The sequence below is a fragment of the Lysobacter sp. A289 genome (assembly GCF_054072675.1).
Genome location: NZ_JBSVRN010000001.1, coordinates 2133601 through 2152302, shown reverse-complemented (window position 1 = coordinate 2152302; position 18702 = coordinate 2133601). Strand labels below are relative to the sequence as shown.

Below are 18702 nucleotides of genomic sequence, written 5' to 3'. Positions count from 1 at the left end.
CACCCGACAAGAAATTCCATCAATATGCACTGCTGGCACGGTTGCCGCGGGCTCGGTGGCGTTGCCTGTCGGGCCCACGATCGCAAGTGCGAGCGCCCGCAACGGCGACCATCACCAGGAGACAAGGCAAGCATGAGTACGGTGCGCCTCGAGGCAGTGAATATCGACACCCCCAACAACGACCAGGCAGGCAGGGACGTGGCCAGAAAGGACATTCCGATGCAGCCGGCGTCCCTGGATATCTGGGACAAGAAGTACCGGCTGATGACCAAGGATGGCGTGGCGGTCGATGCCGACATCGACGCCACCTACCGGCGCGTGGCCAAGGCCCTGGCCGGGACCGAGCCGACCGCCGAGTTGCAGCACTACTGGAACGAGCGTTTCACCTGGGCGCTGCGCCGCGGGGCGATCCCGGCCGGCCGTATCACCTCCAATGCCGGCGCGCTGGAACACAAGCCGGCGACCAGCACCATCAACTGCACCGTCTCGGGCACGATCGAAGACTCGATGGACGGCATCCTGGAGAAGGTCCACGAGGCCGGCCTCACGCTCAAGGCCGGTTGCGGCATCGGTTACGAGTTCTCGACCCTGCGCCCGCGTGGTGCGTTCGTGGCTGGCGCCGGTGCGTACACGTCCGGGCCGATGTCGTTCATGGATATCTACGACAAGATGTGTTTCACGGTCTCGTCCGCCGGCGGTCGCCGCGGCGCGCAGATGGGCACCTTCGACGTGTCGCACCCGGACGTGAAGGACTTCATCCGTGCCAAGCGCGAGGACGGTCGGCTGCGCCAGTTCAACCTGTCGCTGCTGATCACCGACGGCTTCATGGAAGCGGTGGCCGCCGACCACGACTGGCCGCTGGTGTTCCCGGTGCACGTCAAGGAAAAGGCCGAAGTCGACCTGGACGACGCCGCGCAGGTGGTGTGGCGCGAGTGGCCGACCCACCGCAACTATGTCGTCCGCGACGACGGTCTGGTGGCCTGCAAGATCTACGGCCACATCAAGGCCCGTCACCTGTGGGACATGATCATGGTGTCCACCTACGACTACGCCGAGCCGGGCTTCATCCTGATCGACCGCGTCAACGAGATGAACAACAATTGGTGGTGCGAGGACATCCGCGCGACCAATCCTTGCGGCGAGCAGCCACTTCCCGCCTACGGCGCCTGCCTGCTGGGCTCGGTCAACCTGACCAAGTTCGTGCGCAACGCGTTCACCGACCAGGCGGCGTTCGATTGGGACGAGTACAAGGAAGTGGTGCGCGTGTTCACCCGCATGCTCGACAACGTGGTCGAGATCAACGGCCTGCCGCTGGAGCAGCAGCGCAACGAGATCCTGCGCAAGCGCCGCCACGGCATGGGCTTCCTCGGCCTGGGCTCGACCGTGACCATGCTGCAGATGAAATACGGATCGCAGCAGTCGTGCGAGTTCACCGAGCAGATCGCCCGCGAGATGGCGGTGGCTGGTTGGGAGATGGGCCTGGAGCTGGCGAAGGAGAAAGGCCCGGCGCCGATCATGGACGAGACCTTCAAGGTTGACGCGGAGATGCTGCGAAAGCGCCCGGAAATGGTCAGCGATGGCTGGAAGATCGGCCAGGACGTGGCGGGTAAGGTGTTGCATGCGAAGTACTCGCGCTACATGCAGCGCGTCGCCGAAGTCGCCCCGGAGCTGGTGGCCGAGCTGGCCGAGGTCGGTTCGCGGTTCACCCATCACAGCTCGATTGCCCCGACCGGCACCATCTCGCTGTCACTGGCCAACAACGCCTCCAACGGCATCGAGCCCAGCTTCGCCCATCACTACAGCCGCAACGTGATCCGCGAGGGCAAGAAGTCCAAGGAGAAGGTCGACGTGTTCTCGTTCGAACTGCTGGCCTACCGCGCGTTGGTGAACCCGTCCGCGATGCCGTTCTCCGACGAGCCGGAAACGCGGCTGCCGGACTACTTCATCGCTGCCGACGACGTCACTCCCAAGCAGCACGTCGACGTCCAGGCCGCCGCGCAGAAGTGGGTCGACAGCTCGATCTCCAAGACCGCCAACGTCCCGACCGATTATCCGTACGAGGACTTCAAGGAGATCTACACCTACGCCCACGCGCAGGGTCTGAAGGGCTGCACCACGTTCCGCTTCAACCCGGCCGCCTTCCAGGGCGTGCTGGTCAAGGAAGCCGACCTGGAAAGCACCACCTACCGCTTCGAGCTGGAAGACGGAACCGTGGTGGAGGCCAAGGGCAACCAGGAGATTGAATACGATGGCGAAATGCACTCTGCCGCCAACCTGTTCGATGCCTTGAAGGAAGGGTATTACGGCAAGTTCTAGCGGGTGGTTGTGGATGCTGGCTGGTTGACGGGACGCGACACGAATTCATGGTGTCTTGCACCCGTCCCGGGTATACGATCGCGTGGCAACACGAGGTTCCAATGGGTTACCCGACAAGCCAGCAAGACGCCCGTCAGGAGGGCACATGAGCAACGGTAATGGAGTGACAAAAACCCTTTCCCAGGCAGCCGACACCGCAAGGCAAACCGCCGGCAATCTTGCCGCCACGGTAGCCACTACGGCCGAGGCGGCCGTGGCGAAAGTCCGTAGCAGCGCCAGCCGCGTACGCAAGGCCGCCAGCAGTGGCGTGGACAACACCAAGAAGAAGTTGGCCAAGGCCAGCGCCGAGGCAAAGAAGGAGGCGCTGGCACGCAGGTCCACCTCGGGAAAAAAAGCGGCCACGAAGAAGGCAGCGTCAAAAAAGGCGCCAGTCAAGAAGGTAACCGCGAAGAAGGCGACCGCGAAGACGACCAGCAAACCTGTCGCAAAAAAAGCCGTAGCCAAGAAGGCTGTCGTCAAGAAGTCCGCCGTCAAGAAGGCAGTCGCAAAGAAGTCGGCGACCAGTAAGGCTGTCGTCAAGAAGTCCGTCGCCAAGAAGGTGCCTGCGAAGAAAGCCACAACCAGGAAAGTCGTCGCCAGCAAAGCGCCAGCCACCCAAGCCGTCGCGAGCAAGAAGACCGCAGCACCCAGAACCACAGCAAAGAAACGATAAGCCGTGCCCGGCCTCTCCTCGCGGGAGGCCGGGTCGGATGTACCCGAACCAGGCAGCAACGCACCAGGAGTTGGCCGATGGCCATGAAGATCGAACATAAAATCACCGGTTACAGCGTCGTCACCGCCGATGAGAAGGCGCAGGAGGTGGTGAAGTCCGATGCCGCCGCTCGCGAGGCGGCCAGTGCCGCAAAGCCAGGCACCAATGTCATCCAGATGCACGAGAAGATCGAGCGTCCCGAGACCCTCATCGGCTCGACCTACAAGCTCAAGACGCCGTTGTTCGAGCACGCGCTGTACGTGACCATCAACGACATCGTCCTCAACGCTGGCAACGAGCATGAGCAACGCCGCCCGTTCGAGATCTTCATCAACTCCAAGAACATGGACCACTTCCAGTGGATCGTGGCGCTGACCCGGATCATGTCTGCGGTGTTCCGCAAGGGCGGCGACGTGACCTTCCTGGTCGACGAGATGAAGGCGGTGTTCGATCCCAAGGGCGGCTACTTCAAGGCCGGCGGCGTCTACATGCCATCGCTGGTCGCCGAGTTGGGCTGCATCGTCGAGGAGCACCTGAAATCGATCGGCCTGCTGCACGACCCGGAAATGAGTGACGAGCAACGCGCGATGATCGCCGAGAAGCGCGCCGCCTACGCCGCGCTCGACTCAAAAAAAAACTCTGACCTGAGCGCAAACGCCGGACACGACGCGGTCAGCGACGTTCCGGCACGCGATGACCACAGCGGCGAGCTGTTTCCCGAGCCGCGCATCAGCGCTCCGGCGCGTGCCGAAGACGTCTCTGTCACCGGCGATGGCGGGGTGTCATTCCCGCCCACCGCGTCGATGTGCCACAAGTGCAGCGCCAAGGCCGTGGTGATCATGGATGGCTGCGCGACCTGCCTGAATTGCGGTTACTCCAAGTGCGGTTGAGCCAATAGTCGACGCGACAAAAAAAGGGCCGCTTGTGTGATCAGCTCAAGGCGATCCCGAGCGAAGCCCTGCGGCCCTCAAGGGGGATGTCTAGGCAACTGTCGTCGTTCCCGCGAAGGCGGGAACCCAAGGACGTCAGGCGCGTGAACAGCAAGGTCGCTGGATCCCCGCTTTCGCGGGGATGACGGGAGAGAGGGGGATGACGGCTTGCCCGTTTCACGAGGTCTTGGTGCCGCTGGTGCCAGCATGACCGTACGCGCGATTGGCGCGGGTTGCCGGGGACGCCAGATCCATGACCTTTCGTCGCCCGTTGACTGGCAAGGGACGAGGCACGCTGGATGCCGCCACGCATCGCCTCCGGGCTACACCGGTTGCGTCTGGCGAGCCACCGCTGCGCGGGCAGTTGTTCAGTGCCGAACGTATGGAGCGTCATGGCCGCGAATTGGCGGCCAGCCACCAGGTCAGTGAGCAGCGCCACGCCGATCTGCTGCTGGAGCGATTGACCGATAACCAGCAGATACTCGAGCGCACCTGCGACACGCTTACCGAGGCGGCCCAGGCAAGCCGCCGGCTGACGCCCGCCGGCGACTGGTTGCTCGACAACATCTACCTGATCGAGGAACAGATCGCGTTGGCGCGGCGGCATCTGCCCCGGGGCTACAGCCGTGAATTGCCGCGACTGGGCAGTGGCGCATCGGCCGGCCTGCCTCGCGTGTACGACATCGCGCTCAATGCGGTCTCGCACAGCGACGGCCTGATCGACGCGGAGAGCCTGAGCCGTTTCGTGGCGGCCTATCAGTCGGTAACCCCGCTCGCGCTGGGCGAGTTGTGGGCGATCCCCATCATGCTGCGCCTGGCGCTGATTGAAAGCCTGCGGCGGGTCAGCGCGGGCATCATGGCCGACCGTAGCGACCGTAACCTCGCCGATCTGTGGGCGGATCGGTTGACCGAGATCGCCGCGTCCGATCCCAAGAGCCTGATGCTGGTGATCGCCGACATGGCGCGTTCCGACCCGCCGCTGGCCACGCCCTTCGTGGCCGAGCTAGCCCGTCGCCTGCAGGGGCGCAGTTCCGCGTTGGCACTCGCACTGACCTGGGTGGAGCAGTGGGCGGCCGACAGCGACCAGACCATCGAACAGATGGTGCAGGTGGAGAACCAGAACCAGGCCGCCGACCAGGTGTCGGTGAGCAACGCCATTGGCAGCCTGCGATTCCTGTCACGACTGGACTGGCAGGAGTTCGTCGAGACGATGAGCGTGGTGGAGCGCACCTTGCGCAAGGATCCCAACGGCACCTATGGGCTGATGGACTTTGCCACCCGCGACCGCTATCGGCATATCACCGAGCAGATCGCGCGACGCGGCGGGCTGGACGAGATCGACGTGGCCCAAAAAGCACTGCAACTTGCCCGCGCCCAGGCGGCGCAAACCAATGCCGACGACATCCAGGCCCATGTCGGCTATTACCTGGTCGATGACGGGCGCCCGTCACTGGAGGCGGCGCTGTCTGCCCGTTACGGCGTGCGCGGCTCGATGCGCAAAACGGCCCGCCGGGTACCGCTGTTGGCGTACACCTTGCCGATTGCACTGATCGTTGCATTCTTCACCAACGGGCTGGTGCTGGAGGCGCAGTCGGCATTGCCGGGCATCGGCTTTGCGTGGCTGGTCGGCGTGTTGTGCGTGATTGCCTTCAGCGAGCTGGGCGTCGCCCTGGTCAACTGGGCCAGCACTTTGCTGGCGACCCCGACCATGCTGCCGCGGCTGGATTACTCGCGGGGCATTCCGACGTCGGCACGAACCCTGGTGGCGGTGCCGACGATGTTTGGCAACCTGGGCCAGGTGGCGGATCTTGCCGAGGCACTGGAAGTGCGTTTCCTCGCCAATCGCGACCCCAATCTGCACTTTGCGTTGTTGACCGACTTCTTCGACGCCGACCAGCAGACGCTGCCACAGGACGCCGCCTTGCTGCAGGCCGCGCGTGACGAAATCGCATCACTCAATGAGCGTTATGCCGATGGTGACGACGACATCTTCTTCCTGTTCCACCGCCCACGGCTGTGGAACCCGCGCGAACGTCGGTGGATGGGCCATGAGCGCAAGCGCGGCAAGCTGGCGGCCCTGAATGCTTACCTGCGCGGCGGCGCGCGCGACTGCTTCATCAGCGTCGTGGGCAACACCGCGGCGTTGGGCAACGTGCGCTACGTGATCACTCTGGATACCGACACCGGTTTGCCACGTGATGCCGCGCGCAAGCTGGTCGGCACCCTGGCCCACCCGCTCAACCGCGCCCAGTTCGACGGCAAGCGCGGGGTCGTGACCCGCGGCTACGGGATTCTGCAGCCGCGCGTGGGCATCAGCATGAGTGGGCAGGCGCGGTCGTGGTATGCGCGATTGTTTGGCAGCGAGCCGGGCATCGATCCGTATACGCGGGCGGTGTCGGACGTCTACCAGGATCTTTTCAGTGAAGGCTCGTTTGTCGGCAAGGGCATCTACGACATCGACGCTTTCGACACGGCGCTGGCCGGCCGGATCCCGGACAACCGGGTACTGAGTCATGACCTGCTGGAGGGCTGTTACTCGCGTGCCGGCCTGGTCAGCGATGTGCAGCTTTACGAGGACTATCCCTCGCGCTATGCGGCCGATGTGAAGCGGCGGCATCGCTGGATCCGCGGCGACTGGCAGTTGCTGCCCTGGATCTGTCCCTGGATGCGTCGGGGTGGCGGGCGCATCGAGCGCAATCCGCTGTCGATGCTGTCGCGCGGAAAACTGGTCGACAACCTGCGACGCAGCCTGGTGCCAGCGGCGATGACGGCCTTGCTGGTACTGGGTTGGCTGTTGGGATCCAACGCGGTGACGTGGACATTGTGGGTGTTGCTGATCGTGGTGGTGCCGCCGCTGCTGGCCTCGCTTATCGAGCTGGCCAGCCGGGCGCCCGACCTACCGTGGAACGCACACTTGCGACACGTGACCAGCAATGGCTTGCGCAACTTCGCCCATGCGCCACTGACAGTGGCCTGCTTGCCCTACGAGGCATTCTTCAGCCTGGATGCGATCACCCGCACGCTATGGCGCACCGGGTTGTCGCGACGCCGGCTGTTGCAATGGAGTCCGTCCGCCGAAGTGGATCGCTCGCTTGGCGATGGCTGGGTAACCACCGTGCGCATGATGTGGTTCGCCCCGGTCTTCGCGGTCGCCGTTGCGCTGACGGTGCTGGTGCTGCAACCGGCGGCTTTTCCGGTGGCATCGCCGGTACTGGGCTTGTGGTTTCTGTCGCCGGCGCTGATGTGGTGGCTGGGGCGGCCGCGACGCGACGAGGTGGCCGTGTTGTCACAGGAGCAGACGCGCTTCCTGCGCCGCCTGGCGCGGCGAACCTGGGCGTTCTTCTCCACCCATGTCACCCGCGACGACCACTGGCTGCCACCGGACAACGTGCAAGAGCATCCTTCGTTGCTGGTGGCGCGACGGACTTCGCCGACCAACATCGGCCTGTCGCTGCTGGCCAACCTGGGCGCCTTTGATCTTGGTTATGTGCCGGTCGGGGTGGTGATGGATCGCAGTGCCAACACCCTGGGCACGCTGGAATCGATGCCGCGCTACCGCGGGCACTTCTACAACTGGTACGACACCCAGACATTGCAGCCGTTGCCGCCGCACTACGTATCCAGCGTCGACAGCGGCAACCTCGCCGGACACTTGTTGACCTTGCGCCAGGGCTTGCTCGCGCTGGCGGACGCGCCCCTGGTGTCGCCGATGGCATTGCAGGGACTGGCCGATACCCTGGACGTATTGCGCGAGTCCGAGGGCGACATCCCCGGCGGCGAGACGGTCAACAACCTCGAGCGCGTGCTGCAGTCCGCGTTGGCGTCCCCGCCGGTGGAGCTGGCCGAAGCGGCCCGGTTGTTTGATCGCTTGCACCAGCTTGGCGATGACATCCGGCGCGACCAGACTGCCGGGTTTGGTGAGTCCGGCGACTGGGTCCAGGCATTGATGGACCAGTGCCGGATGGTGTCCGACGACCTGGCCTGGCTGGCGGCAACGGCAGACACCGACCAAAGCGATGCCGCCGCGGTGAAAGGGATCCCGACCTTGCGCCAGTTGGCCGCCAGCGACCTGCCGGTGGCGGCGACCAGGGCAAGGTTGCGGATCACCGAGCTGGAGCGACTGGCCCACGTCGCCGGCCAGTGTGCGCAGCAGGAGTATGGCTTCCTGTACGACCCGGCCCGGCGCCTGCTGTCGATTGGCTACAACGTCGAAGAGCAGCGGCGTGATATCGGCTTCTATGACCTGCTTGCGTCCGAGGCGCGCCTGGGCAACTTCGTCACTATCGCCCAGGGACAGTTGCCACAGGAATCGTGGTTCGCGCTGGGTCGTTTGCTGACCGAGGTCGACGGCGAGCCGACCTTGCTGTCGTGGAGTGGCTCGATGTTCGAGTACCTGATGCCGCAACTGGTGATGCCCAGCTACCGCGGCACCTTGCTGGACCAGACCGCGCGCAATTGCGTGGAACGGCAAATCGGCTACGGTCGTCAGCGCAATGTCCCCTGGGGTATCTCCGAGTCGGGTTACCAACTGTTCGACGTGCGCATGAACTACCAGTACCGCGCCTTTGGCGTGCCGGGACTGGGGCTGAAGCGCGGCCTCGCCCAGGATCTGGTCATCGCTCCCTACGCCAGCATGATGGCGTTGATGGTTGCGCCCGAGGCGGCCTGCGAGAACCTGCAGCGACTGACCCGCAAGGGGTTTTCTGGCCGGTTCGGGCTCTACGAAGCCATCGACTACACCGCCTCCCGCCTGCCGCCGGGGCAGGATCATGCGGTGGTGCAGTCGTTCATGGCGCACCACCAGGGCATGGGCTTGTTGTCGCTGGTGTATTTGTTGTGCGACCAGCCGATGCAGACGCGTTTCATGGCCGACCCGGAGTTCCAGGCGACCTTGTTGCTGCTGCAGGAGCGGATTCCGCGCACCGGGATGCTCCACCCCCACGCGGGCGAGGTCGCCACCGCCGGGCTGCGCACCGAGGTCAATGAGACCCAGTTGCGTGTGTTCCGCAGTCCGGACGTGGCGCGTCCGGCGGTGCAGATACTGTCCAACGGGCGTTATCACGTGATGCTGAGCAGCGCGGGCGGCGGCTATAGCCGGACCGGCGAGATGGCCGTGACGCGTTGGCGCGAAGATGGCACCCGCGACCACTGGGGCAGCTTTTGTTATGTGCGCGATGTCACCGATGGCCACTTCTGGTCGACCGCCTTCCAGCCCAGTCGGGTGCCGGTGGAGGGTTACGAGGCGATTTTCTCGGACGCCAAGGCCGAGTACCGCGGCCGCATGCGCGACTTCGAGATGCATACCCAGATCACCGTCTCGCCCGAGGACGACATCGAGTTGCGCCGCTTGCGGATCACCAACCGTGCTGGCGTGGCCCGCAGTGTCGAGATCACCAGCTACGCCGAGGTGGTATTGGCGCCGGCGATTTCCGACGAGCTGCACCCCGCCTTCAGCAACCTGTTCGTGCAGACCGAGCTGGTGCCCGACAAGCAGGCCATTGTCTGCACCCGGCGCCCGCGCGCCCACGACGAAGTCCCGCCGTGGATGTTCCATCTGCTGGCCGTCCACGATGCCGATATCGACGCGATTTCCTATGAGACCGATCGGGCGAAGTTCGTCGGCCGTGGCAACTCCCTGCAGTCTCCGGCGGCGATGACCGGTCACGACGAGTTGTCGGGCAGTGACGGCTCGGTGCTGGATCCGATCGTTGCCATCCGCTGCCGGTTGACCCTCGCGCCGGGGCAGACTGCCAGCATCGATATGGTCTCCGGGGTGGCAACCACGCGCTCGAGCTGCGCAGCCCTGGTGGGCAAGTACCGCGACCGGCGCCTGGCGGACCGCGTGTTCGACCTCGCCTGGACCCACAGCCAGGTGGTCCGCAACCAGATCAATGCCAGCCAGGCCGACGCCCAACTGTACGAGCGCTTGGCGGGTCTGGTGCTGTATGCGAACCCGATCCTGCGGGCAGGCCAGGCGGTGTTGCTGCAGAACCGTCGTGGCCAGTCCGGGCTGTGGGGGCAATCGATCTCCGGCGACTACCCGGTGGTGCTGCTGCAGATCGCCGAGGCGGCCAACATCGAACTGGTCCGCCAGTTGGTCCACGCGCATGCGTACTGGCGCTTGAAGGGGCTTGCCGTCGACCTGGTGATCTGGAACGAGGACCAGGCCGGCTACCGCCAGCAACTGCAGGACCAGATCATGGGTCTGGTCGCGGCGGGCGTGGAGGCGCATGTGATTGACCGGCCGGGCGGTATCTTCGTGCGACCGACCCACCAGATATCGCAGGAGGATCGGATCCTGGTCCAGTCGGTCGCACGGGTCATCCTCAGTGATGCGCGCGGCAGTCTGTCGGAGCAACTGGCTCGGCGCCCGAGTGCGGTGCCGGCGATCCCGTTGCTGGTGCCGGCACCGATCCAGTACGAGCTGGTGGACGCCGATAATGCCTGGCCACCCGGCCAGGACGGCGGCATCGACCCGATGGTCGGACCGGACGACGATCCCTGGCCATTCGACGTCGGAGCGTCGACCCGGATCCTCGACAATGGCGTCGGCGGTTTCTCGCCGGACGGGAGCGAGTACATCATCGATCTGGCTCCCGACCAGACGACCACGGCGCCCTGGTCGAACGTGCTTGCCAATGCCCATTTCGGCTGCGTGGTGAGCGAGAGCTCTCCGGGCTACACCTGGAGCGAGAACGCGCACGAGTTCCGGCTGACACCGTGGCACAACGACCCGGTCACCGACGCTGCGGGCGAGGCGTTCTACCTGCGCGACGAGGACACCGGCCGGGTCTGGTCCCCGATGCCACTGCCTTGTCGCGGCAGCGGCCAGTTCCGAACCCGGCACGGCTTTGGCTACAGCGTGTACGAGCACGTCAACGATGGCATCGCCAGTGAGCTGTGGATCTATGTCGACCTGCACGAGGCGGTCAAGTACAGCGTGCTCAGGGTCGCCAACCGCTCCGGCCGGCCACGCCGGCTGAGCGCTACCGGCTACGTCGAATGGATCCTCGGCGACCTCCACGCCAAGACCCAGATGCACGTGGTGACCGAGGTGGATGGCGATACCGGAGTGCTGACGGCGCGCAATCCCTACAACACCGAGTTCGAAGGCCGGGTGGCGTTCTTTGACGTCGACCCCGCGGCCGGCGAGCGGACCATCACCGGCGACCGTCTGGAGTTCCTGGGTCGCAATGGCAGCCTGCAACGTCCCGCCGCGCTGCAGCGCGAGCGGCTGTCAGGCCGGTTGGGCGCGGGACTGGATCCGTGCGCGGCGATCCAGGTGGTTCTTGAGCTGGACCCCGGCGAAGCCAGTGAAACGGTATTCCGGCTGGGCATGGGAAGTGATTGGGGCGCTGCGGTGGCGTTGGCGACCCGCACCCGTGGCACCAACCCGGCACACGATGCACTGGATGCGGTGCGGATGTACTGGAACCGGACTTTGGGCACGATCAAGGTGGAGACGCCGGACCCAGCCTTCGACGTGCTCGCCAACGGCTGGCTGCTGTACCAGACCATCGGCTGCCGGTTCATGGCGCGCAGCGGCTACTACCAGTCCGGCGGCGCCTTCGGTTTCCGCGACCAGTTGCAGGACTCCATGGCGATGGTGCATGCCGAGCCGGAACTGGCCCGCGGCCACCTGCTACGCAGCGCGGCCCACCAGTTTCCCGATGGCGATGTGCTGCACTGGTGGCATCCGCCGCTGGATCGCGGCGTGCGCACACGGTGCTCGGATGATTACCTGTGGCTGCCGTTGGCGGTGTGCCGCTACGTGTACGCGACAGGCGATGCCGACGTACTCGACGAGGTCGTGCCCTACATCGAGGGCCGCCCGGTCGGCATCGACGAGGAGTCCTACTACGACCTGCCGCTGCGCTCGGCGTTGCGACAGGATCTGTACCGGCATTGCGTGCGCGCGATCAAGCGCGGGCTGGAGTTGACCGGCGAGCGCGGATTGCCGTTGATGGCGACCGGCGACTGGAACGACGGCATGAACCGGGTGGGCGAGCGCGGCCGCGGCGAGAGCGTCTGGCTGGGCTTCTTCCTGCATCACGTGCTGGTTCAGTTTGCGACTCTGGCGGAAGGACGACACGACGATGGCTTTGCCCGCGACTGTGTCGTGGCCGCCGAGCAGTTGCGCGGGAACCTCGACAAGCACGCCTGGGACGGCGACTGGTACCGGCGCGCATGGTTCGACAACGGCGTGCCGCTGGGCTCGGCGAGCAACGACGAATGCCGGATCGACTCGATATCGCAAAGCTGGGCGGTGCTGTCGGGCGCTGGCGATCCGGAGCGCACGCGTCGAGCCATGGCCTCGCTGGACCAATACCTGGTACGTCGCGATGCCGGCCTGATCCAGCTGTTGGATCCACCGTTCGACAAGACCGTGCAGGATCCCGGCTACATCCGTGGCTATGTGCCCGGGGTGCGTGAGAACGGCGGCCAGTACACCCACTCCGCCGTGTGGGCGGCGATGGCGTTTGCGCAGATGGGTGACACCGAGCGGGCGTGGGAGCTGATGCGGATGATCAGTCCGCTCAGCCACACCGGCACCGCCGAAGACGTGGCGATCTACAAGGTCGAGCCATACGTCATGGCCGCGGACGTGTATGCGGTGGCCCCGCATGTCGGCCGTGGCGGCTGGACCTGGTACACCGGCTCGGCCGGCTGGATGTACCGGTTGATGGTGGAGTCGTTGTTGGGCGTACGCCGGCAGGGCCGGCGGTTACACATCGAGCCGCGCATGCCATCGGATTGGCCGGGCTTTGCGTTGCGCTATCGATTCGGCGAGACCAGCTACCCGATCACCGTGCGGCGCGCTGGCGCCGGCGAGCCGTCGCGGATGACGGTCGACGGCGTCACACAGGACCAGTTGGCAATTGAACTGCGCGATGACCGCGAAATCCATGCCGTCGAGGTCTGGCTGCAGCGGTGACAAGCCGCCTGCAGCCGGAGGATCGGTGCCCTTGCTCTATGGCGTCGGATTGCGACGGAAGCGATAGATCACCGCGCCGATCAGTATCGCGATGGCACCCGCGATCAGGTTGTCCAGCTCGGCACTGGCCAGCAACGCCACCGACAGTGCCGTCGCTGCCAACGGGATCAACGGGCCGCCCGGCAATTGCATGGCCTGCGGCTCGTTGCCGTGGCGGCGGCGCAACACGATCACCGATAGCGCAGTGCCGATGTAGGTGACCAGCCGGGCCACCACTGACAGCAGTGCCAACTCCACGAACGTCCCGGTCAGTGCCAGCACCAGCGATGCAGCACCGATCGCCACCACCGCGTTGGCCGGTGTGCGGAACCGCGGGTGGATCCTGCCCAGTGCCTTCGGACCGTAGCCGTCATCCGCCAGCGCCAGCAGGTAGCGCGGACCAAACATGATCGTGTTGCTGTTGGTGCCCAGGATGGAGATGGCCGCGCCGATGGTCAGCAACCAGGCCAGGCGCTCACCGCCGAAGCGCGCGGCCGCATCGGCCAACGGAGCGGTGGATTCGGCCAGTCCGGGCAGGGTGCCCAGGGCGACCCATTGCACAGCGACATACACCAGGGTGACGGTGGCGATCATCGCCAGCAAGGCAAACGGCACGTCACGCCGCGGATTGCGGTATTCACCAGCGGCCGCAGGCAGGTTCTCGAAGCCGGCGTAGGCAAACAGCAGCAGCAACGCTGCCTGCCCCAGGTCGGCCATCGGTATCGGGCCAGCCAGTGGCGAGGCCAGCGAGGTGTCGACGTAGAACGCCCCGATCGCCACGAACATCAGCAGCGGCAGCAACTTGGCAATTGCCAGAAACACCCCGGTGCGCGCCGCAGTGCGCACGCCCACCACGTTGACGATAACCAGGAACACCAGCGAGCCGACCACGATCCCGATCCGCATCGAACCACCCGCCGCGGCGGGCCAGAAGTGGGTGACCGCCTCGGCCAGGCCATTGCTGAGTGCGGCGGCGCTGGCAATGCGGGTCAGCACCAGCATCCAGCCGATCTCGAAACCGATGAACGGCCCGAACGCCTCGCGTGCGTACAAATAGCCGCCACCGGGCTGGTCGAAGTAGCTGGAGGCCTGCGCGTAGCAAAGCACCAGCAGGGTCACCGCCAGTCCGGCCAGCAGGATCGCCCAGAGACTGGCCGGCCCCAGCAGCAGCGCCGCCGAGGCGGGCAGCAGGTAGATGCCGCTGCCGATGACGTCGTTGACCGACAGCCCGAACAGCTGCCAGCGGCCTACGGCGCGCAGCAATGCGGGTTGCTCACCCGGAGCGGGAGGCACGGCGGTGGAGCGGTTTGATGGCGTGTTTTGCAAAACGCTCTCCACATCGGTTGGCGTTGCCCAGAGTGCATGAACACGCGGCGAGCGTCCATGCAGTGCGTCACTCGTCGTGGCGGCCGGTTTGGCTTACCGTAGTTCCATGCAGGTATTCATGAAGACTTGTCGGATCGTCATTGCCGCAGCGCTGCTTGGGTTTCTGGGCGCTTGTGCCAGTGTGCCCAGCCACAACCCGCTCGCGCAATGGGAGGGCTCGCCGAACCACGAGCCACGCCGGGCCCGGGTGATCGTGCTGCATCACACGGCGATGGACAGCGCCCGGGGCGCGATAACGACGTTGCAGACGGCCAATTCCGGTGGTCCGGTGAGTTCGCACTATGTGATTGGCGACGACGGGCGGATCTACCAACTGGTCGCCGAGGATCAACGGGCCTGGCACGCGGGCGGCAGCCGCTGGTCCGGGATCAGCGACCTCAACTCCTATTCGATCGGCATCGAGCTGGACAACAACGGCCATGAGCCTTTCAGCGCGCCGCAGATCGATGCATTGCTGGTGTTGCTGGAAGATCTCACCACGCGGCTGGGGATCCAGCGCCACTTGGTGGTGGGTCACGGCGACGTCGCGCCCACCAAAAAGGACGATCCCAGCCGGCTCTTCCCCTGGCAGCGCCTGGCGGAATCAGGGTTTGGCTTGTGGCCCCGGGACCGGCTTGCCGCGCCACCCCCCGGATTTGATCCTTGGGCCGCGTTGCGCCTGGTGGGTTACGACCTGCGGGATCGGTCGGCCGCACTGGCTGCCTTTCACCGCCACTTCCGCGCCAACGACGGCACCGAGTGGCTGCCGGGCGATGCCGAAATCCTGTACGACCTGCAGTTGCAACTGATGGACGCGCCGGTGCGGCCCACCCCAGCCGGCCTGCCGGACTAAGGCGTCGGGACCTCCGACGTCGCCGTTTCCGTAGTGGCCACGACGGGACTCAGGCGCAACAGTCGGCCGTCCTTGCCATCCTCCAGCAACCACAGGTTGCCCGCCGGACCTTGCTCGACTTCGCGGATGCGTGTGTCCATGTCGAACCGCTCCGCCTCGCGCACCTCGCCCTGCGCCAGCTCAACCCGGATCAGCGCCTCGGCCGAAAGACCGGCGATGAACGCGTCGCCTTGCCACTGCGGAAACGCGTCGCCGGAGTAGATGACCAGGCTTGCCGGTGAGATGACCGGAGTCCAACTGGTCTCCGGTGCGTTGTATTCGGGCTGGGTGTCGTGGTCGGGGATCGGCCGGCCGTCGTAGTGATCGCCATTGGAGACGACCGGGTAGCCGTAGTTGCCACCGCGCACGACCTGGTTGAGCTCGTCGCCGCCGCTCGGGCCCATCTCGATGTTCCACAACTGGCCTTCCGCATCAAAGGCGATGCCGAGCGGGTTGCGGTGGCCCAGTGACCAGACCTGAGCTGCAACCTCGCCCTGATCGGCGAACGGGTTGTCTTTCGGGACGCTGCCGTCGGCGTTGAGACGGACGATCTTGCCGAGATTGGATTGCAGGTTCTGCGCCGGATCGAATTTCTGACGCTCGCCCGAGCTGATCCACAGATAGCCGTCGGGGCCGAACGCAAGCCGATGGCCGTAATGACCGTGACCCTGCACCTTGGGCACCTGGCGCCAGATCACTTCCAGCCCGGTCAGCTTGCCGCCACCTTGCTGGTCGAGCACCAGCTTCGCACGCGCCACCGCGGCGCCACTGGTATCGCCCTTGCCGGCCTCGGCATAACTCAGATAGACCTGTTGGCTGTCGGGGAAGTCGGGACCGAGAATCACGTCGCCCAGCCCGCCCTGGCCCTCGTCAACCACGTCGGGTACGCCGCTGATCTGGCCGACCTCGCCGCTGTCCAGTTGCACCAGCTTCAGCGCGCCGCCTTTCTCGGTGACCAGCAACCGGTTTCCGTCGGGCAGGAAGGTCATGGCCCAGGGGGCGTTGAAGTGCGCGATGGCGGTGACGGCAAGCGCGTCGCCGTCGGCCGTCGTCATCGTGTCGACACCCTGCGGCTCGGTCGGTGTGCTGATGCCATCGGCGGGATGGCACGCGGAAAGCAGTGCCACGGACAGGGTTGCCATCAAACGCATGCGCATGGGTCGACTCTCAGGACAGGGCGGAGGTGGCCTCGAACGGTAACGCTACCGCGCCGGCGGCGACAATGCGAGGGTGCGCGGCGGCCAGCAGTTCCTTGTCGCCATCGACCAGCACCAGGATATTGCCGGCCTCGATCTCGTCGTGGAACTTCTGCCGCACCGGATCGGGCATCGACGAGCCGACCAGTGCGGACGACCAGCTGCCCACCGCAGCGCCGGCAACCGTTGCGGCGGCGGCACCGATCATGGTCACACCCAATGCCGGGATGGCGACCGCAACCAGACCCGCCAACAGGCCGGCGCCAGCGCCATAACCGGCGCCGCGCATTGCGGCAGGCATCATGTCGGTGTCGGCTTCCTTGCGCTCCTGCGGAATCACGTCCATCTCGATGTCCGAGCGCGCCACCAACAGGATGTGGCTATCGGGTACCCCGGCGGCCAGGGCAGCGTCGATGGCCGCGATCGCAGCCGGCATGTCTGGTGTACTGAATACGTGTCGGTGCTTCATGAGTCGCTTCCTCCACTATTGCGATCCAGCATCGCCCCGGTGCGGTTATCCAGTGGTGAACACCGCGTTGGCGTGGTGTTCCGGCTTCCGTGGCATTGTCCAAGAGGGCCGCCGATCGCCCATCACGCACAGGAGCTCCCATGTTGCCCACCGCCACCGTCCACTGCCCGTATTGCGGCGAGTCGATCCAATTGCTGATTGATGACTCGATCGAGGAACAGCGTTATATCGAGGACTGCCAGGTGTGCTGTCGGCCGATCCGGGTCGCGGTCGACATCGTGGACGGCGAACTGCAGGTGGGGACGGCGGCGGAGAACGAATGAGCGTTTCGGCGGCCGCGTGAAGGTTGTGTTGGGTTCAGCAATATCAAAAGGGTGGAGGCCTCCGAAGCGATGTCGGGCATCACGGTTTTCCGGCTGCGCGGCGCATCTGCAGCGGTGTCCTAGCGCCAAATTCGGGGCCGATGGTTAAACCAACGTTGCCGTAACGATTGACCCATGGCGACGGTTCATGGCGCCGTGCGCAAGGTGCGAGTCGTGCGGCAGGAATCCCCCGTCCTGCAGCGCCATTCCCATCTTTGTCCAGGAGAAGTACCAATGAAGATTTCGACCATCAGCCTCGCCTTGGTGGCCGCGCTGGCCGCACCGCTTGCCTTTGCGCAGGACGCCACCACTGCCGACCCCGTGGAGGGCGCAGCGGCGACACCGACGCAGCAGGCGGCACCATCAGAGAAGAAAAGCTGGAATGACGTCGACACCAATGGCGACGGTGCGCTGAGCCAGGCCGAGGCGGCCTCGGTGCCGGCGCTGGACGCGGTATTCGCCGAGGCGGATGTCGACGCCGATGGCTTGCTCACTGCCGATGAGTACAAGGCCTACGTTGCCAAGATGCAGGGCGGTGCCGGTGCCGGTGCTGAAGCGGCCGGCGACGCGGCAGCCACCGACTCGGGTCAATAACAGCGGCGGGTTCAACGCCGATGCGTACCGAAGGGCGGCCCACTGGGTCGCCCTTCGGCTTTCCGCCATACTGGGGCGATGGAAAGAATCGAGATGGTCGCCTTCGACGCCGACGACACCCTGTGGCGCAGTCAGGATTATTTCGACCAGGCGCAGGAGGAGTTCGAGCAGATCATCGCGGCATGGGTCGATCTGGACGAAGGCCAGTTGCGCCAGCGCCTGTACGAGGTGGAGAGCGGCAACATCGCGGTGTTCGGCTATGGCGTGAAAGGCATGGTGCTGTCGATGCTGGAAGCCGCCGTCGAGCTGACCCAGGCGCGCATCAGCGCCACCGACCTGCAGCGCATCGTCGGGCTGGGCAAAGCGCTGCTGCAACATCCGGTCGAGCTGCTTCCGGACATCCGCGACGCGGTCGAGGTCATTGCCCGCGACTACGCGATCGTGCTGATCACCAAGGGTGACCTGTTTCACCAGGAGGCCAAGGTGCGTCAATCCGGCATGGCCGACCTGTTCCGCCGGATCGAGATCGTGAGCGAGAAAGACCCGACCACCTATAAACGACTGCTGACTGAATTCGAGCTGCCCGCAAGCCGCTTCCTGATGATCGGCAACTCGTTGCGCTCCGACATCGCGCCGGTGCTGGCACTGGGTGGGTGGGGCATCCACGTGCCGTACCACACCACCTGGGCGCATGAGAATGCGGTGCTTCCCGATAGCTCAAGCGTGCCCTCGCGCATGCGTCGGGTTGACGCCGCTGCCGACTTGCCCGGTGCGGTCGCCGAGCTGGCAGCATTGACGACAATGCCGAACGCTTGCTGAGCGGGACTGGCCGGGCAAAGTCGCCATTGGATGCG

At 65.4% G+C, this 18702-nt stretch carries 11 protein-coding genes; 8 read left to right on the top strand and 3 right to left on the bottom strand.

Annotated elements, in window-relative coordinates; all coding sequences use genetic code 11:
- The first annotated feature begins 132 nt into the window (after positions 1–132).
- The 4 genes from ACW5DN_RS09970 to ACW5DN_RS09955 all read left to right on the top strand — a co-directional run bounded on the left by ACW5DN_RS09970 (position 133) and on the right by ACW5DN_RS09955 (position 12931).
- On the top strand, positions 133–2316 hold the full coding sequence (locus ACW5DN_RS09970; RefSeq protein ID WP_456962522.1) for an adenosylcobalamin-dependent ribonucleoside-diphosphate reductase: 2184 nt from the start codon (positions 133–135) through the stop codon (positions 2314–2316).
- Positions 2317–2461: 145 nt separating this feature from the next.
- A complete protein-coding gene (locus tag ACW5DN_RS09965; RefSeq protein WP_456962521.1) occupies positions 2462–3028 on the top strand; it encodes a histone H1-like repetitive region-containing protein in 567 nt (188 codons plus the stop codon).
- Positions 3029–3105: 77 nt separating this feature from the next.
- Positions 3106–3957, top strand: a complete 852-nt coding sequence (locus tag ACW5DN_RS09960; protein ID WP_456962520.1) for a TSCPD domain-containing protein — start codon at positions 3106–3108, stop codon at positions 3955–3957.
- A 292-nt stretch (positions 3958–4249) separates the two neighbouring features.
- Positions 4250–12931, top strand: coding sequence for a GH36-type glycosyl hydrolase domain-containing protein (locus tag ACW5DN_RS09955; protein ID WP_456962519.1), 8682 nt, complete (start codon positions 4250–4252; stop codon positions 12929–12931).
- 36 nt (positions 12932–12967) lie between these two features.
- On the opposite strand, the gene ACW5DN_RS09950 is transcribed toward ACW5DN_RS09955, so the two are convergent.
- The gene (locus ACW5DN_RS09950; protein ID WP_456963031.1) at positions 12968–14263 is read right to left on the bottom strand and encodes an APC family permease; all 1296 of its coding nucleotides are present in this window, start codon (positions 14261–14263) and stop codon (positions 12968–12970) included.
- Positions 14264–14414: 151 nt separating this feature from the next.
- Between ACW5DN_RS09950 and ACW5DN_RS09945 the strand changes: the two genes are divergently transcribed.
- Positions 14415–15188: an N-acetylmuramoyl-L-alanine amidase gene (locus tag ACW5DN_RS09945; protein WP_456962518.1), complete on the top strand. Its 774-nt coding sequence runs from the start codon at positions 14415–14417 to the stop codon at positions 15186–15188.
- Here ACW5DN_RS09945 and ACW5DN_RS09940 read toward each other — a convergent pair.
- Positions 15185–16369 carry a PQQ-dependent sugar dehydrogenase gene (locus tag ACW5DN_RS09940; RefSeq protein WP_456962517.1) on the bottom strand — a complete coding sequence of 395 codons (1185 nt, stop codon included), beginning with the start codon at positions 16367–16369 and terminating at the stop codon, positions 15185–15187. The genes ACW5DN_RS09945 and ACW5DN_RS09940 overlap by 4 nt on opposite strands.
- A gap of 25 nt (positions 16370–16394) precedes the next feature.
- Positions 16395–16892: a hypothetical protein gene (locus ACW5DN_RS09935; RefSeq protein ID WP_456962516.1), complete on the bottom strand. Its 498-nt coding sequence runs from the start codon at positions 16890–16892 to the stop codon at positions 16395–16397.
- 140 nt (positions 16893–17032) lie between these two features.
- On the opposite strand from ACW5DN_RS09935, the gene ACW5DN_RS09930 reads away from it, so the two are divergent.
- From ACW5DN_RS09930 to ACW5DN_RS09920, 3 genes are all read left to right on the top strand, one after another.
- Positions 17033–17215: a CPXCG motif-containing cysteine-rich protein gene (locus tag ACW5DN_RS09930; protein ID WP_456962515.1), complete on the top strand. Its 183-nt coding sequence runs from the start codon at positions 17033–17035 to the stop codon at positions 17213–17215.
- Between the two features lie 273 nt (positions 17216–17488).
- Positions 17489–17848, top strand: a complete 360-nt coding sequence (locus tag ACW5DN_RS09925) for an EF-hand domain-containing protein (RefSeq protein ID WP_456962514.1) — start codon at positions 17489–17491, stop codon at positions 17846–17848.
- Between the two features lie 78 nt (positions 17849–17926).
- A complete protein-coding gene (locus ACW5DN_RS09920) occupies positions 17927–18667 on the top strand; it encodes an HAD family hydrolase (RefSeq protein WP_456962513.1) in 741 nt (246 codons plus the stop codon).
- The last annotated feature ends 35 nt before the right edge of the window (positions 18668–18702 follow it).

Bases quoted from the DNA above. Each gene is read 5' to 3' on its own strand.
- ACW5DN_RS09970 (WP_456962522.1), top strand. From the start codon at position 133: ATGAGTACGGTGCGCCTCGAGGCAGTGAATATCGACACCCCCAACAAC.
- ACW5DN_RS09965 (WP_456962521.1), top strand. From the start codon at position 2,462: ATGAGCAACGGTAATGGAGTGACAAAAACCCTTTCCCAGGCAGCCGAC.
- ACW5DN_RS09960 (WP_456962520.1), top strand. From the start codon at position 3,106: ATGGCCATGAAGATCGAACATAAAATCACCGGTTACAGCGTCGTCACC.
- ACW5DN_RS09955 (WP_456962519.1), top strand. From the start codon at position 4,250: ATGACCTTTCGTCGCCCGTTGACTGGCAAGGGACGAGGCACGCTGGAT.
- ACW5DN_RS09945 (WP_456962518.1), top strand. From the start codon at position 14,415: ATGAAGACTTGTCGGATCGTCATTGCCGCAGCGCTGCTTGGGTTTCTG.
- ACW5DN_RS09940 (WP_456962517.1), bottom strand. From the start codon at position 16,369: ATGGCAACCCTGTCCGTGGCACTGCTTTCCGCGTGCCATCCCGCCGAT.
- ACW5DN_RS09935 (WP_456962516.1), bottom strand. From the start codon at position 16,892: ATGAAGCACCGACACGTATTCAGTACACCAGACATGCCGGCTGCGATC.
- ACW5DN_RS09930 (WP_456962515.1), top strand. From the start codon at position 17,033: ATGTTGCCCACCGCCACCGTCCACTGCCCGTATTGCGGCGAGTCGATC.
- ACW5DN_RS09925 (WP_456962514.1), top strand. From the start codon at position 17,489: ATGAAGATTTCGACCATCAGCCTCGCCTTGGTGGCCGCGCTGGCCGCA.
- ACW5DN_RS09920 (WP_456962513.1), top strand. From the start codon at position 17,927: ATGGAAAGAATCGAGATGGTCGCCTTCGACGCCGACGACACCCTGTGG.